Raw genomic sequence first — 13,321 nt, 5'->3', positions numbered from 1 at the left:
ACCTCACTGACTGCGACATACCAGGTGTACGCGGGTAGCAGGTGATGCGACGATGGGATTTATGGGGGACAGGTCAACTCTGCTGGAGACAGGGCGGTTTGTGAGGGCGGACTCCGAATCGGATGCGGAGGCCGATGGGGCGGCTCAGGCCGTTGAGGTGCGTACCGCGATGACCACGCGGGCCGTACGGACCACGGCCACGGCGCCGACCACGCCGGACGTGTCAGACGTGTCAGTCGATGCGCTGTTCGACGACGCGGTCTTCGCGCTGACCGACTCGGCCGGCGACGCCGCGCTGGAGGCCCCGCACCGGGTCGCCGCCGACAAGGGTGACCCGGGCGCGATGAGCGTACTCGGGGCCCTCCTGCTGCGCCGCGGCGACCTCGCGGGAGCCGAGCCGTACCTGCGCGGGGCGACCGGGGCGGGCGACCGCGCGGCCGCCAACAACCTCGGCGTACTGCTGCACCAGCGGGGCTACCCCGAGGAGGCCGCCGGCTGGTGGCGCGTGGCCGCCGTGGCCGGATCCGCTCCCGCCGCGCACGCCCTGGGCCGCTACTACCGCGAGCGGGGCGACGAGCCCGCCGCCGAGTACTGGATGCGCCAGGCGGCGGAATCCGGCCATGCCCTGGGGGCCTACGGCCTCGCCGACCTGCTGGAGCACCGCGGGGACAAGGGCGTCGAGCGCTGGTTCCGGGCCGCCGCGGAGCAGGGGCACCGCGAGGCCGCGTACCGGCTGGCCCGGCACCTGAGGAAGGGCGACCCGGCCGAGGCCGAGCAGTGGTACCGGCAGGCCGCCGCGCGCGGGCACCGGCGCGCCGGGCTGCACCTGGGCGCGCTGCTGGAAGCGCGCGGGGAGCTGAAGGAGGCCGGCCGCTGGTACCTGACCTCCGCCAAGCAGGGCGAGCCGCGGGCGGCGTGCGCGCTCGGCTTCCTGCTGCGCGACGCCGGCGACGAGGAGAACGCGGCCACCTGGTGGCTGCGGGCCGCGCAGGATGGCGACGGCAACGCGGCGAACGCGCTGGGCGCACTGCACGCCGCGCGCGGCGAGACGCAGACGGCGGAGAAGTGGTACCGGGCCGCGATGGACGCGGGCGACCAGAACGGGGCGTACAACCTCGCGCTGCTCTGCGCCGCCCAGGAGCGCACCGGGCCGGCCGAGCAGTGGTACCGGCGCGCCGCGTACGCGGGACACCGCGAGGCGGCCAACGCGCTGGCCATCCTGCTGCTGCAGGGCGGTGACGCGGAGGGCGCGGAGCCGTGGTTCTCCAAGGCGGCGGAGGCGGGCAGCGTGGACGCCGCCTTCAACCTCGGGATCCTGTTCGCCAGCCGGGACGAGGACCGGACGGCCCTGAAGTGGTACGAGCGTGCGGCCTCGGCGGGACACACCGACGCGGCGCTCCAGGTCGGCATCGCGCTGGTCCGCGACGGCGAGGAGCGGGCGGCGGAGCGCCACCTGCGGTGCGCGGCCGGCGGCGGCAGCGCGGAGGCCGCCTTCCGGCTGGCCGCGCTGCTGGAGTCGCTGGCGCCGCCGCCGGAGCCGGTGGCCCTGGGCGAACCGCTGGGCGGGGTCGCGCGCACCGAGGGCGAGGAGTGGTACGAGCGTGCCGCGGAGCTGGGGCACCGGCGTGCCCAGGTCCGGGTCGGCATGCTGGCCGCCGCGCGGGGCGAGCTGGCGGCCGCCGCGCGGTGGTACCGGGAGGCGGCGGAGGCCGGCTCCCGCAACGGGGCCTTCAACCTGGGGCTGCTGCTGGCGCGCGAGGGCAACGAGCCCGAGGCGGCGCTGTGGTGGACCCGGGCGGCGGTGGCCGGACACGGGCGGGCGGCGCTGCGCCTGGGACTGCTCGCCGCCCGGCAGGGGGACCTGACGGAGGGGCAGAAGTGGTGCGTGCGCGCCATGGAACTGGGCCCGGCCGAGGTCTCCGAGCGGGCGGCCCGGCTGCGCGACGCGCTGGCGGAGGAGCTATCCGCGTAGACCCCCGGTTAACCGATTTGCATCTGCTCGCCACGCTCGCGTACAGTCAGGTTTACCGACGCGGGGTGGAGCAGCTCGGTAGCTCGCTGGGCTCATAACCCAGAGGTCGCAGGTTCAAATCCTGTCCCCGCTACTGAAGAACCGAAGGCCCGGATCCCCTGGATCCGGGCCTTCGGTCGTTCTTGAAGGCGAACGGGAACGCGGGAACGAAGGAGGCCGGGAGCTCGATGAGCTCCCGGCCTCCTCTCACGTCTTCGTCCGTCAGGCTCCGGCGCAGTTCGGGCACACCCCGCGGTAGGTGACCTCGACCGCCGACACCACGAAGCCGAAACGCTCCGTGTCCGGCAGGTCGGCCAGCGGGTTGCCCGAGGGGTGGACGTCGCGGATCGCCCCGCACTGCGCGCACACCAGGTGCTGGTGGGGGCGGTGGGCGTTCGGGTCGTACCGCTTGGCGCGCCGGTCCGTGGACACCTCCAGGACCTCGCCGAGGGTGACGAGCTCGCCCAGGGTGTTGTAGACGGTCGCGCGGGAGATCTCCGGCAGCCTGTTCACGGCGCGCGCGTGCACCTCGTCGGCCGTCAGGTGAACGTGGTCACCGTCGAGCACCTCGGCCACGACGCGCCGCTGTGCGGTCATGCGCCATCCGCGTCCGCGAAGTCGTTCCAGCAGGTCACTCATACACGCCAGCCTAACAGCGAGGGGATTCGGTGTAACTCCCGAATCTGTGTCGACTTGGATGCTTACTTGACTTAGACAAAGTCCATCGTAGGATCGGTTACGTTAGGGCGCAGGATAGGTTTGCAGCAAATTTACGCAGGAGGCGCAACGTGACGCAGGGACCGCTCACCACGGAGGCCGGAGCTCCGGTCGCGGACAACCAGAACAGCGAGACCGCCGGCATCGGCGGACCCGTTCTGGTCCAGGACCAGCTGCTGCTGGAGAAGCTCGCGCACTTCAACCGCGAGCGCATCCCGGAGCGCGTGGTGCACGCCCGTGGCGCCGGTGCGTACGGCACGTTCACGCTGACCCGTGACGTCTCGCAGTGGACCCGTGCGAAGTTCCTGTCCGAGGTCGGCAAGGAGACCGAGACCTTCCTGCGCTTCTCCACCGTCGCGGGCAACCTCGGCAGCGCCGACGCGGTCCGTGACCCCCGCGGCTGGGCGCTGAAGTTCTACACCGAAGAGGGCAACTACGACCTCGTCGGCAACAACACCCCGGTGTTCTTCATCAAGGACGCCATCAAGTTCCCCGACTTCATCCACACCCAGAAGCGCGACCCGTACACGGGCTCGCAGGAGGCGGACAACGTCTGGGACTTCTGGGGTCTGTCGCCCGAGTCCACCCACCAGGTGACCTGGCTGTTCGGTGACCGCGGCATCCCGGCGTCCTACCGCCACATGAACGGCTTCGGCTCGCACACGTTCCAGTGGAACAACGAGGCCGGCGAGGTCTTCTGGGTCAAGTACCACTTCAAGACCGACCAGGGCATCAAGAACCTCACCCAGGCCGAGGCCAACCAGCTCGCCGGTGAGGACCCCGACTCGCACCAGCGCGACCTGCGCGAGTCCATCGAGCGCGGCGACTTCCCGTCCTGGACCGTGCAGGTCCAGATCATGCCGGCGGCCGAGGCGGCCGAGTACCGCTTCAACCCGTTCGACCTCACCAAGGTGTGGCCGCACGCGGACTACCCGCTCATCGAGATCGGCAAGCTGGAGCTCAACCGCAACCCGGAGAACGTCTTCGCCGAGGTCGAGCAGTCGATCTTCTCCCCGGCGCACTTCGTTCCCGGCATCGGTCCGTCCCCGGACAAGATGCTCCAGGGCCGTCTCTTCGGCTACGGCGACGCCCACCGCTACCGCGTCGGCATCAACGCCGACCACCTGCCGGTGAACCGCCCGCACGCCACCGAGGCGCGCACCAACTCCCGCGACGGCTACCTGTACGACGGCCGCCACGCGGGCGCCAAGAACTACGAGCCGAACAGCTTCGGCGGCCCGCACCAGACGGACCGTCCGCTGTGGGTCTCCTCGGCCGTCACCGGTGGCACGGGCAACCACGCCGCCCCCTCGCACTCCGAGGACAACGACTTCGTCCAGGCGGGCAACCTCTACCGCCTGTACTCGGAGGACGAGAAGACCCGTCTGATCGAGAACCTCTCCGGCTTCATCGCCAAGGTCTCCCGCGACGACATCGTCGAGCGTGCGATCAACAACTTCCGCCAGGCGGACGGTGACTTCGGCAAGCGTCTGGAGGCCGCGGTCCAGGCCCTCCGCGGCTGATGGACGCCTTGTCGTAGCAGGCCGACGGGCCGGTACTCCCGCAAGGGGGCGCCGGCCCGTCGGCCGTTCCTACGCGGGTACGGAAGCCGGTACGGCGGCGCGCCGCGCCGGGGCCCAGCAGCGGATGACGTCCCGTACGGACACGATGCCCACCGGGCCGCCGTGCTCCAGGACGATCAGATGACGGAAGCCGCCGTGGGCCATCGCCTCGGCGGCTTCCTGCACGGTGGCGTCCGGGGTGCAGAAGACCACGTTGTTGGTGGTGTGCGCGCCCACGGACTCCCGGTCGGGATCGTGGCCCGCGCCGATCGAGTTGAGGATGTCGCGCTCGGTCAGGATGCCGATGCCGCTGTGTTCGGGATCGAGGACGACGGCGGCGCCGACGCGCCGGCCGGACATCAGGCAGGCCGCCTGCCGCAGGGTGTGAGTGGGTCCGAGGGTGAGGATCACGGTGCTCATGGCGTCGCGGACGAGCATGAAGAGAGCCACCTCCTGGTGAGTCCCCCCGCTTGGGTGGGGTGCGCGCGAAGGGCCGCACTTAGAGAAGCCCTTCACAAGCGCACAAGCGGAGGAGTCTCAGATTCCCACGCACACGGAAAGCCAGCAAGGAGGCGCGTAAGGGGCGCTTTCGGCACCCCGCGGGCGCAGGCCACCGCCGCGGCGGCGCGCGCCCGGCCCGTACGCGTCAGCCGCGCGGGCGCAGCAGGTCCAGCATCTCCGCGTGCAACAGCCCGTTGGAGGCCGCCGCGTTGCCGCCGTGCACGCCGTCCACCCCGTCCAGAGCGGTGAAGCGGCCGCCGGCCTCCTCCACCACCACGGCCAGGGCCGCCATGTCCCACAGGCTCAGCTCCGGCTCGGCGCACAGGTCGAGGGAGCCCTCGGCGACCATCATGTACGGCCAGAAATCGCCGTAGCCCCGCGTACGCCAGCACGCGCGGGTCAGGTCCAGGAAGCCGGGCAGCCGCCCCTGCTCCTCCCAGCCGCTCAGCGAGGAATAGGCGAAGGAGGCGTCGCCCAGCGTGGCGACCTTGGAGACGCCGAGGGCGGTGGTCCCGCCGAGGGCGCCGCCCGTGAAGGCGCCCCGGCCGCGCGCCGCCCACCAGCGGCGGCCCAGGGCCGGCGCGGACACCACGCCGACGACCGGGCGGAAGGCGCCGTCGGCCTGCTCCTCCATGAGGGAGATCAGCGTCGCCCACACCGGCACGCCGCGCACGTAGTTCTTCGTACCGTCGATCGGGTCCACGACCCAGCGGCGCGGGCCGTCGCCCTTGAGGCCGTACTCCTCGCCCAGGATGGCGTCGGCGGGCCGCGCGGCGGCGATCCCGGCCCGGATGAGCTCCTCGGTGGCGGTGTCGGCCTCGCTCACCGGGGTCATGTCGGGCTTGGTCTCGACCTTCAGGTCGAGGGCGCGGAACCGCTCCATCGTGGCGGCGTCCGCCGCGTCGGCGAGTTCGAGGGCAAGGCGCAGGTCATCGTCATACTCGGGCATGCCAGAACCCTACCGAGGCGGCCGTGGCGGTGCGGAAGGCGTCCACGGTGCGGCACGGGAACCCTTGACAGGATCTGTCGGTCCGTCAACTCTGACGGAGACGCCGGCCGGAGGCGTCGAAGGGGAGGCGACGGTGCCGACGGCCCGGGAGTCCTTGCTCGAAGCGGCGGGAGCGGCGCTCGTGGCGCGCCCATGGCCGGCCGTGCGGATGATCGACGTGGCCGCCGCCGCCGGGGTCTCGCGGCAGACCCTCTACAACGAGTTCGCGGGCAAGACGGGCCTGGGCCACGCACTGGTCCGGCGCGACGCGGCCTGGTACCTCGACGGGGTGGACCGGGCCCTGGCCTCCTCGGGCGTGTCCGCCGAACGGCTGGCGGCGGTCGCGGAGTGGACCGTGCGCGCGGGCCGGCAGCGCCCCCTCGCGCGGGCCCTGCTGACGGGGGCCTGGAACGGGAACTTACCCGTCCCGGCCGGGCGCGGAGTCCGGCCGGGACTGCCCGCCCTGGGACCCGCCGAGCTGATCCGCGGTGTCCGGGAGCGGGCCGACGCGGCGTTCGGCGAGCAGGAGGGGGCGCAGCGGTGCGAGCTCGCCGTGCGGCTCGCGCTGTCCTACCTGATCGCTCCCGGCGACCCGCCGGGGGCGGGGCACGCCGTGCTGCACCGGCTGCTCAGTGGGACGAGCCCGAGAGCTGGAGCCCGATGACGCCGAGGATCACCAGCGAGATCGAGACCAGCTTGAGGGTGGAGACCAGATCCCCGAGGAAGACCATCCCGTAGATCGCGGTACCGGCCGCCCCGATGCCGGTCCACACCGCGTAGGCCGGTCCCACGTCCAGCTTCTTCAGGGCCAGCGTTAGCAGACCGAAGCTGCCGAGCGCGAAGCACGCGAAGGCGATGGTCGGCCACAGTCGGGTGAAGCCGTGCGAGAGCTTGAGGCAGACCGCGAACCCCGTTTCCAGGATCCCGGCGACCACGACCAGCAGCCACGCCATGGCGTATGCCTCCCCGCGTCATGTGACGCGCTCACGGGCCGGGCCCGAGCGTCACTTGGTGCGATTATGCATTTACCAGACATCGGGTACGGCAAACCCCGCCGGTCGATCGCCCATTGATCCAGTCGCCCCGCCCGAGCGGCCCCATCAGTCGCCCTCGCGGCGCTCCCGCGTCTGCAGCAGCCGGCGCAGCGAGTACAGCCGCGCCGGATCCGCGTGGCCGTCCTCCACCCACTTGTCGAGCGCGCAGTCCGGCTCGTCGTGGCTGCACGCGCGCGGGCAGCCCTCGGTCCCCGGCACCAGCTCCGGGAAGGCCAGGATGACCCGGGACGGGTCCACGTGGTGCAGGCCGAAGGACCGTACGCCCGGGGTGTCGATGACCCAGCCGTCCCCGCCCGGCAGCGGCAGCGCGAGCGCCGAGGTGGTGGTGTGCCGGCCCCGGCCGGTCACCGCGTTGACCACTCCGGTCGCGCGCTGGCGGCCCTCGGCGACCAGCGAGTTCACCAGGGTGGTCTTGCCGACGCCCGAGTGGCCGACGAAGGCGGTGATCCGGCCGTTCAGGCGCTCGCGCACCCGCTCGGCCGCATCGCCCGTCGCCAGCTCCTCGCGGTTGGTGACCACGTAGTTCAGGCCGAAGGTCGAGTAGATCTCCAGGATCTTGTCCGCGGAGGTCAGGTCGGACTTCGTGAGCACCAGCAGCGGTTCCAGCCCGGCGTCGTACGCGGCCACCAGGCAGCGGTCGATCATGCGGGGGCGCGGCTCGGGATCGGCCAGCGCCGTCACGATGGCCAGCTGGTCGGCGTTGGCGACGACGATGCGCTCGTAGGGATCGTCGTCGTCGGCCGTGCGCCGCAGGACGGACTTGCGCGCCTCGATCCGCACGATGCGGGCGAGGGTGTCCTTCTTGCCGGACAGGTCACCGACGATCCAGACCCGGTCCCCGACCACCGCCGCCTTGCGGCCCAGCTCGCGGGCCTTCATCGCGTGCACCGGACGGTCATCGACCAGGCAGGTGAGCCGGCCGCGGTCCACGGTCAGGACGAAGCCCTCGGCCGCGTCCTCGTGCTTGGGGCGGATGGTCGTACGCGGCCGGTTGCCCTTGGGGTTGGGCCGCTGGCGGATGTCGTCTTCGTCGGTGTGCTTCCCGTACCTGCGCATGACGAGCCCTACGCTCCCACGCCTGCCGGAGCCGTTTCGGCCCGGGCGAGCATGTCCGCCCACATCTGCGGGAAGTCCGGCAGGGTCTTCGCGGTCGTCGCCACGTTCTCCACGAGCACGCCCTGGACCGCCAGGCCGATCACCGCGCCGGCCGTGGCCATCCGGTGGTCGTCGTACGTGTGGAACGTGCCGCCGTGCAGCGTGCGCGGCCGGATCCGCAGACCGTCCGCGGTCTCCGTGACATCGCCGCCCAGCCCGTTGATCTCCTTGGTGAGCGCCGCCAGCCGGTCCGTCTCGTGCAGCCGCAGGTGCGCGACCCCGCGCAGCACGGACTCCGAGTCGGCCAGCGCCGCGACCGCCGCGATGCCCGGGGTGAGCTCCCCGACCTCGCCCAGGTCCACGTCGATGCCGTGGATCTTGCCGGTGCCGGTGAAGACCAGGCCGGCGTCGGTCAGCTCGCAGGAGCCGCCCATCTCCGTGAAGATCCGGCGCAGCGCGTCGCCGGGCTGCGTGGTGCGGCGCGGCCAGTCCGGGATGGTGACCGTGCCGCCGGTGATCAGGGCCGCCGCCAGGAAGGGCTGCGCGTTGGAGAGGTCCGGCTCCACGACCAGGTCGCGGCCGAGCAGGGCGCCGGGGGCGACCCGCCAGACGTTCTTCTCGCCGCCGGACTCGGGGGTGTCGACCTGCGCGCCCGCCGCGCGCAGCATCTCCACCGTCATCCGGATGTGCGGCATGGACGGCAGGTTGGTGCCCACGTGCCGGACCTCGACGCCCTGGTTGAAGCGCGGGGCGGAGAGCAGCAGCGCGGAGACGAACTGCGAGGAGTTGCTCGCGTCGATCTCCACGGTCCCGCCCTCCAGGGCCCCGCCGCCCTGGACGGTCAGCGGCAGCGCCCCGCGGCCGTCGTCGTCGATGCGGGCGCCGAGCGTGCGCAGCGCCGTGATGACCTGGCCCAGGGGGCGCTCGTAGGAGCGCGGGTCGCCGTCGAAGCGGATGTCGCCGGAGGCGAGGGTGGCGACGGGCGGCAGGAAGCGCATGACCGTGCCCGCGTTGCCGACGTCGACCGTGGCCGGGCCGTGCAGCGCCGCCGGGATGACCCGCCAGGCCTCGCCGGCCTGGCCCTCGCCGGCGGAGCTGGAGGAGACGGTCTCCTCGATGCCGACGCCCAGCGCGCGCAGCGCGTCGGACATCAGCTGGGAGTCGCGCGAACGCAGCGGGCGGCGCACCCAGCCCGGCTCGGAGGCGAGCGAGGCGAGCACGAGGGCGCGGTTGGTGACCGATTTGGACCCGGGCACGGTGACGGTGGCCTGGACGGCAGTGTCGGCGAGCGGGGCGGGCCAGAGGGCTTGGAGCGCGGGGGTCTCGGTCATGGCCACCACTTTAGTGGCTTCCCATGGCCGCAGATCTTGATCGCCGGGGGAGTCTCGGCGGGCGGACAAGCGCCGGGCCGGGCCGGATCGCGGTGGGGCGGCGGCCGGCCGGGTGGTGAGCGGCGGTCGGGCGGGGGCTGGTCAGCGGCCGGTCGGCTGCCGGTCGGCGGCCGGACAGTGGCCGGTCAGAGGGCCAGCAGCCTGCTGCCGGTCAGAGGGCCAGCAGCCAGCGGCCGCCGCCGATGAGCGAGGACAGCGCCACCACGTGGAAGAGCAGCAGCCACACCACCGGGTGCACGTGGGTGAGCCGTCCGAGCTGGTCCGCGTCGGAGTCGGGCGCCCCGCCGCCCCGGCGCTTCGCCCCCAGCTCGAAGACCGGCCGGACGCCGCCGAGGAGCAGGAACCACACCACGGCGTACGCGAAGACCGCCTGCACGTCCGCCGGGGCCAGCCAGGAGACCAGTACGAAGGTGGCGCCCGTGACCAGCACCGTCAGCAGCCCGTACGCGTTGCGGATCATCACCAGCACCGCCAGCAGCAGGGCGGTCGCCGCCCACAGCAGCAGGGTGATCCGGTGGGCCGAGAGCAGGGCCGCCCCGCCGAGGCCGAGCAGGGAGGGCGCCGTGTACCCGGCGGCGGCGGTGAGGACCATGCCGAGGCCCGTGGGCTTGCCGCGGCTGACGGTGACCCCGCTGGTGTCCGAGTGCAGCCGGATCCCGTCCAGGCTGCGGCCCGTCAGCAGCGCCAGCAGTCCGTGGCCGCCCTCGTGCGCGATGGTGATCGCGTTGCGCGACAGGCGCCACACCGGCCGGGGGCCCACGGCGACGAGCGCAACCAGCCCCGTCGCGATCACCAGCCACTGGTCGGGCGCCGCCTGTATGCCGGTGAGCCGGTCCCACAGGCCGGCCGTGGTGCTGGTGTTCATGGGGTGGCGGACTCCTTGTCGTGGCGTTCGGGTGACATGGCAGTGTGGCAGCCATGTGCGGAAGGTATGCAGCGAGTCGTGGGCCGGAGGAGCTGGCCGAGGTCTTCGGGGTGGAGCGGTGGGAGCCGGAGGAGGTGCTGGCCCCCGACTGGAACGTGGCTCCGACGAAAGAGGTCCACGTCGTCCTCGACCGTCCACTGAAAGACGCTCCGAACCCGCGTCCGGTTCGCCAGCTGAGGGTCCTGAAATGGGGGCTCGTCCCGTCCTGGGCGCAGAATCCCGAGGGCGCCGCCCGGATGATCAACGCCCGGTCCGAGACCGTCGCCGAGAAGCCGTCCTTCCGCCGCCCCTTCGCGCAGCGCCGCTGCATCATCCCGGCGGACGGCTACTACGAGTGGGTCACCGCCCACGACGAGCGGCAGCTGGAGGTCGAGGGCAAGAAGAAGCGGACGCGCAAGCAGCCCTACTTCGTCCTCCCCTGCGACGGCTCCGTCTTCGCCATGGCCGGGATATACGAGTTCTGGCGCGACCGGACCCTGCCCGACGAGCACCCGCTCGCCTGGTGGGCGACCTGCTCGGTGATCACCACCGAGGCCGAGGCCGGCCCGCTCGGCGTCACCCCCGCCGAGGGGCCGCGCTCGCTCGCCGACATCCACCCCCGGATGCCGCTCATGCTCACCCCGGACCGGTGGGACGCCTGGCTGGATCCGGCGCGGACCGACCCCGACGAGCTCCAGGCCCTGCTGGCCCCGCCGCCCGGCGGGCTGATGCGCGCCTACCCGGTGTCCACGGCCGCGAGCAACGTCCGAAACAACGGGCCCGAGCTGCTGGCGGAACTGGAAGGGCCCGAGGAGGGCACGCTCTTCTGACCGGGCCGGAGCCCGCCCTCCCTCCCGCACGACGGCGCTTCCGGCGCTCCCGACCGCCCCGGCGTCACCCCGACGGGCGCCGCCGACCGGCATGATCGGGGCATGAGCAGCACGCGCGCCGAGCACACCCGGCTCACCGAGAGCATTGCCACCCCGGCGGGCGAGGCCCGCGTCACCTGGCACCCGGCCCCGGCGGGCAAGGCCCGCCTGGTGCTCGCCCTGGGCCACGGAGCCGGCGGCGGGATCGAGGCCCGGGACCTCCAGGCCCTGGCCGCCGCCCTGCCCGCCCTGGGGATCACCGTGGCGCTGGCCGAGCAGCCCTGGCGGGTCGCCGGGAAGAAGGTGGCCGCCGCGCCCAAGGTGCTGGACGCGGGCTGGAACGCCCTGTGGCCCGCCTTCGCGGAGCCCGGGCTGCCCGTCGTCGCGGGCGGCCGCAGCGCCGGGGCCAGGGTGGCCTGCCGGACCGCAGCGGAGCTGGGCGCGGCCGGGGTGCTCGCGCTGGCCTTCCCGCTGCACCCGCCGGGCCGGCCGGAGAAGTCCCGGGCCGAGGAGCTGCTGGGCGCCGGGCGGCCGGTGCTGGTGGTCCAGGGCGGCCGCGACGCCTTCGGGCGGCCGGAGGAGTTTCCGGCGCGGGGAGCGCGCGGAGCCTCGTACGAGCTGGTGGAAGTGGAGGGCGGGGACCACGGTTTCGCCGTGCCGAAGAGGACCGGGCCCACCCAGGAGGAGGCCCTGGCGGTGATCACCGGGGCGGTGGCCGGGTGGCTCGGGCGGCTGCCGGTGTGACGTTGGTCCCGAAACCCGCGGGCCCCATGGGAATGTGCCGCAGCGGCCTTCTGTTGTCCCGGATGTCGGTACGTACGGGAACACGTCGGAGGAGAGGCAACGCATGACCCAGGTCATCAGCCAGAACCGTCCGCAGGCCGCTGACCTGGACTGGACAGTGCTGCCTGCGCCCAAGCGCGGCACGGTTCGGGCGGCGGGCGACCGGGATGGTCGACTATTCTCCGATTCGAGCGGGTCCGCTTTCGGAGTCGCCACGCAGTCGGAGGAGGTGGGTCCTGTCGCCGGGACCGACGAAGGCCACGCGGAAGAGACGACCCCGGAGCGCAATGCGCGCTTCGAGAGGGACGCCCTCGGCTACCTCGACCAGATGTACTCGGCCGCCCTGCGCATGACGCGCAATCCGGCCGACGCCGAGGACCTGGTCCAGGAGACGTACGCGAAGGCATACGCGTCCTTCCACCAGTTCCGCGAGGGCACCAACCTGAAGGCGTGGCTGTACCGCATTCTGACCAACACCTTCATCAACTCGTACCGCAAGAAGCAGCGCGAACCCCAGCGCAGTGCGGCCGAGGAGATCGAGGACTGGCAGCTTGCGCGCGCCGAGTCGCACATGTCGACGGGCTTGCGTTCCGCCGAGTCGCAGGCTCTCGATCACTTGCCCGATTCCGACGTGAAGGAAGCGCTCCAGGCCATTCCGGAGGAGTTCCGCATCGCGGTCTATCTTGCCGACGTAGAGGGCTTTGCGTACAAGGAGATCGCGGACATCATGGGCACACCCATCGGTACGGTCATGTCGCGACTGCACCGTGGCCGCCGTCAACTCCGTGGAATGCTTGAGGACTACGCCCGTGAGCGCGGGCTCGTCCCGGCCGGCGCGGGAGAGTCGAACGACTTGAAAGGCTCGGGCTCATGAGCTGCGGAGACGCACACGAGACGGAGTGCTCCGAGGTCCTGGACCACCTTTATGAGTTCCTGGACCAGGAGATGCCCGACAGCGACTGCACGAAGTTCGAGGCGCACTTCGGCGAGTGCAATCCCTGTCTGGAGAAGTACGGCCTGGAACAGGCCGTGAAGAAGCTGGTCAAGCGCTGCTGCGGATCGGACGACGTGCCGACCGACCTGCGCTCGAAGGTGATGGGCCGGATCGAGCTCATCCGTTCGGGGCAGGCGGTGCCGGATCATGACATTACGGCCGCACCGCCCGAGCCGGCCGTCGCCGAGCCGATGCCGGGATCCGCGGCGGGCTGAAAAGTCGAAACGCCGAAAAACCGGCCAGGCGCGCCGATGAAGTAGTACCCGATTGAACAATCCCGAACAGCCGCCCCCGGAAGGGCACTTCCTTCACTCGAAGGTGGTAATCCGGGGGCGTCCGCATGGCGCAATGCAAAAATGTGGCCCACCTCGCTCCCGGGCCCACTTATTCTCCCCATTCGGGTACTGGTTTGATTCGTACCTGACTTGCACGGCTCAGGGGGAGGAGAGCG

14 protein-coding genes and 1 tRNA gene are annotated in these 13,321 nt (G+C 72.1%); 8 read left to right on the top strand and 7 right to left on the bottom strand.

Annotated elements, in window-relative coordinates; translation table 11 throughout:
• The first annotated feature begins 52 nt into the window (after nt 1–52).
• Both OHA37_RS12640 and OHA37_RS12635 read left to right on the top strand, forming a co-directional pair.
• Nucleotides 53–1,972, top strand: coding sequence for an SEL1-like repeat protein (locus OHA37_RS12640; RefSeq protein WP_266904695.1), 1,920 nt, complete (start codon nt 53–55; stop codon nt 1,970–1,972).
• A 59-nt stretch (nt 1,973–2,031) separates the two neighbouring features.
• Nucleotides 2,032–2,105 (top strand) — tRNA-Met (locus OHA37_RS12635).
• A 128-nt stretch (nt 2,106–2,233) separates the two neighbouring features.
• Here the strand turns inward: OHA37_RS12635 and OHA37_RS12630 are convergent.
• Nucleotides 2,234–2,650 (bottom strand): Fur family transcriptional regulator, encoded by a 417-nt coding sequence (locus OHA37_RS12630; protein ID WP_266904693.1) that lies wholly within the window; start codon nt 2,648–2,650, stop codon nt 2,234–2,236.
• 149 nt (nt 2,651–2,799) lie between these two features.
• Between OHA37_RS12630 and OHA37_RS12625 the strand changes: the two genes are divergently transcribed.
• Nucleotides 2,800–4,251 (top strand): catalase, encoded by a 1,452-nt coding sequence (locus OHA37_RS12625; protein WP_266904691.1) that lies wholly within the window; start codon nt 2,800–2,802, stop codon nt 4,249–4,251.
• A 69-nt stretch (nt 4,252–4,320) separates the two neighbouring features.
• On the opposite strand, the gene OHA37_RS12620 is transcribed toward OHA37_RS12625, so the two are convergent.
• Both OHA37_RS12620 and hisN read right to left on the bottom strand, forming a co-directional pair.
• Nucleotides 4,321–4,728, bottom strand: coding sequence for a CBS domain-containing protein (locus OHA37_RS12620; protein ID WP_266904689.1), 408 nt, complete (start codon nt 4,726–4,728; stop codon nt 4,321–4,323).
• Nucleotides 4,729–4,936: 208 nt separating this feature from the next.
• Nucleotides 4,937–5,740 carry a histidinol-phosphatase gene (gene hisN / locus OHA37_RS12615; RefSeq protein ID WP_266904686.1) on the bottom strand — a complete coding sequence of 268 codons (804 nt, stop codon included), beginning with the start codon at nt 5,738–5,740 and terminating at the stop codon, nt 4,937–4,939.
• Nucleotides 5,741–5,873: 133 nt separating this feature from the next.
• On the opposite strand from hisN, the gene OHA37_RS12610 reads away from it, so the two are divergent.
• Entirely contained in the window at nt 5,874–6,443 is a 570-nt protein-coding gene (locus OHA37_RS12610; protein WP_266904684.1) for a TetR/AcrR family transcriptional regulator, read from the top strand.
• Here OHA37_RS12610 and OHA37_RS12605 read toward each other — a convergent pair.
• The 4 genes from OHA37_RS12605 to OHA37_RS12590 form a co-directional block, all read right to left on the bottom strand.
• Nucleotides 6,409–6,732: a DMT family transporter gene (locus OHA37_RS12605; protein WP_112447780.1), complete on the bottom strand. Its 324-nt coding sequence runs from the start codon at nt 6,730–6,732 to the stop codon at nt 6,409–6,411. The genes OHA37_RS12610 and OHA37_RS12605 overlap by 35 nt on opposite strands.
• A gap of 147 nt (nt 6,733–6,879) precedes the next feature.
• Nucleotides 6,880–7,890 (bottom strand): ribosome small subunit-dependent GTPase A, encoded by a 1,011-nt coding sequence (gene rsgA / locus OHA37_RS12600; protein WP_266904682.1) that lies wholly within the window; start codon nt 7,888–7,890, stop codon nt 6,880–6,882.
• An 8-nt stretch (nt 7,891–7,898) separates the two neighbouring features.
• Nucleotides 7,899–9,260: a 3-phosphoshikimate 1-carboxyvinyltransferase gene (gene aroA / locus OHA37_RS12595; RefSeq protein ID WP_266904680.1), complete on the bottom strand. Its 1,362-nt coding sequence runs from the start codon at nt 9,258–9,260 to the stop codon at nt 7,899–7,901.
• A 211-nt stretch (nt 9,261–9,471) separates the two neighbouring features.
• Nucleotides 9,472–10,185 (bottom strand): M50 family metallopeptidase, encoded by a 714-nt coding sequence (locus tag OHA37_RS12590; protein ID WP_266904678.1) that lies wholly within the window; start codon nt 10,183–10,185, stop codon nt 9,472–9,474.
• A 53-nt stretch (nt 10,186–10,238) separates the two neighbouring features.
• Between OHA37_RS12590 and OHA37_RS12585 the strand changes: the two genes are divergently transcribed.
• The 4 genes from OHA37_RS12585 to rsrA all read left to right on the top strand — a co-directional run bounded on the left by OHA37_RS12585 (nt 10,239) and on the right by rsrA (nt 13,085).
• Nucleotides 10,239–11,054 (top strand): SOS response-associated peptidase, encoded by an 816-nt coding sequence (locus OHA37_RS12585; RefSeq protein ID WP_266904676.1) that lies wholly within the window; start codon nt 10,239–10,241, stop codon nt 11,052–11,054.
• Nucleotides 11,055–11,156: 102 nt separating this feature from the next.
• A complete protein-coding gene (locus tag OHA37_RS12580; RefSeq protein ID WP_266904674.1) occupies nt 11,157–11,837 on the top strand; it encodes an alpha/beta hydrolase family protein in 681 nt (226 codons plus the stop codon).
• Nucleotides 11,838–12,105: 268 nt separating this feature from the next.
• Entirely contained in the window at nt 12,106–12,750 is a 645-nt protein-coding gene (locus OHA37_RS12575) for a sigma-70 family RNA polymerase sigma factor (protein ID WP_008741505.1), read from the top strand.
• Nucleotides 12,747–13,085 (top strand): mycothiol system anti-sigma-R factor, encoded by a 339-nt coding sequence (rsrA, locus tag OHA37_RS12570; protein ID WP_266904672.1) that lies wholly within the window; start codon nt 12,747–12,749, stop codon nt 13,083–13,085. The genes OHA37_RS12575 and rsrA overlap by 4 nt, the downstream gene beginning before the upstream one ends.
• Nucleotides 13,086–13,321: the final 236 nt, after the last annotated feature.

Origin of the sequence: Streptomyces sp. NBC_00335 (genome assembly GCF_036127095.1) — a bacterium.
GTDB lineage: Bacteria > Actinomycetota > Actinomycetes > Streptomycetales > Streptomycetaceae > Streptomyces.
The sequence above is the reverse complement of the archived record's forward strand: the minus strand, read 5'-3'. Positions and strand labels throughout refer to the sequence as shown.

Coding starts and splice junctions, on each gene's coding strand:
- OHA37_RS12640 (WP_266904695.1), top strand. CDS start 53: ATGGGATTTATGGGGGACAGGTCAACTCTGCTGGAGACAGGGCGGTTT.
- rsrA (WP_266904672.1), top strand. CDS start 12,747: ATGAGCTGCGGAGACGCACACGAGACGGAGTGCTCCGAGGTCCTGGAC.
- hisN (WP_266904686.1), bottom strand. CDS start 5,740: ATGCCCGAGTATGACGATGACCTGCGCCTTGCCCTCGAACTCGCCGAC.
- OHA37_RS12585 (WP_266904676.1), top strand. CDS start 10,239: ATGTGCGGAAGGTATGCAGCGAGTCGTGGGCCGGAGGAGCTGGCCGAG.
- aroA (WP_266904680.1), bottom strand. CDS start 9,260: ATGACCGAGACCCCCGCGCTCCAAGCCCTCTGGCCCGCCCCGCTCGCC.
- OHA37_RS12630 (WP_266904693.1), bottom strand. CDS start 2,650: ATGAGTGACCTGCTGGAACGACTTCGCGGACGCGGATGGCGCATGACC.
- rsgA (WP_266904682.1), bottom strand. CDS start 7,890: ATGCGCAGGTACGGGAAGCACACCGACGAAGACGACATCCGCCAGCGG.
- OHA37_RS12590 (WP_266904678.1), bottom strand. CDS start 10,185: ATGAACACCAGCACCACGGCCGGCCTGTGGGACCGGCTCACCGGCATA.
- OHA37_RS12620 (WP_266904689.1), bottom strand. CDS start 4,728: ATGCTCGTCCGCGACGCCATGAGCACCGTGATCCTCACCCTCGGACCC.
- OHA37_RS12605 (WP_112447780.1), bottom strand. CDS start 6,732: ATGGCGTGGCTGCTGGTCGTGGTCGCCGGGATCCTGGAAACGGGGTTC.
- OHA37_RS12580 (WP_266904674.1), top strand. CDS start 11,157: ATGAGCAGCACGCGCGCCGAGCACACCCGGCTCACCGAGAGCATTGCC.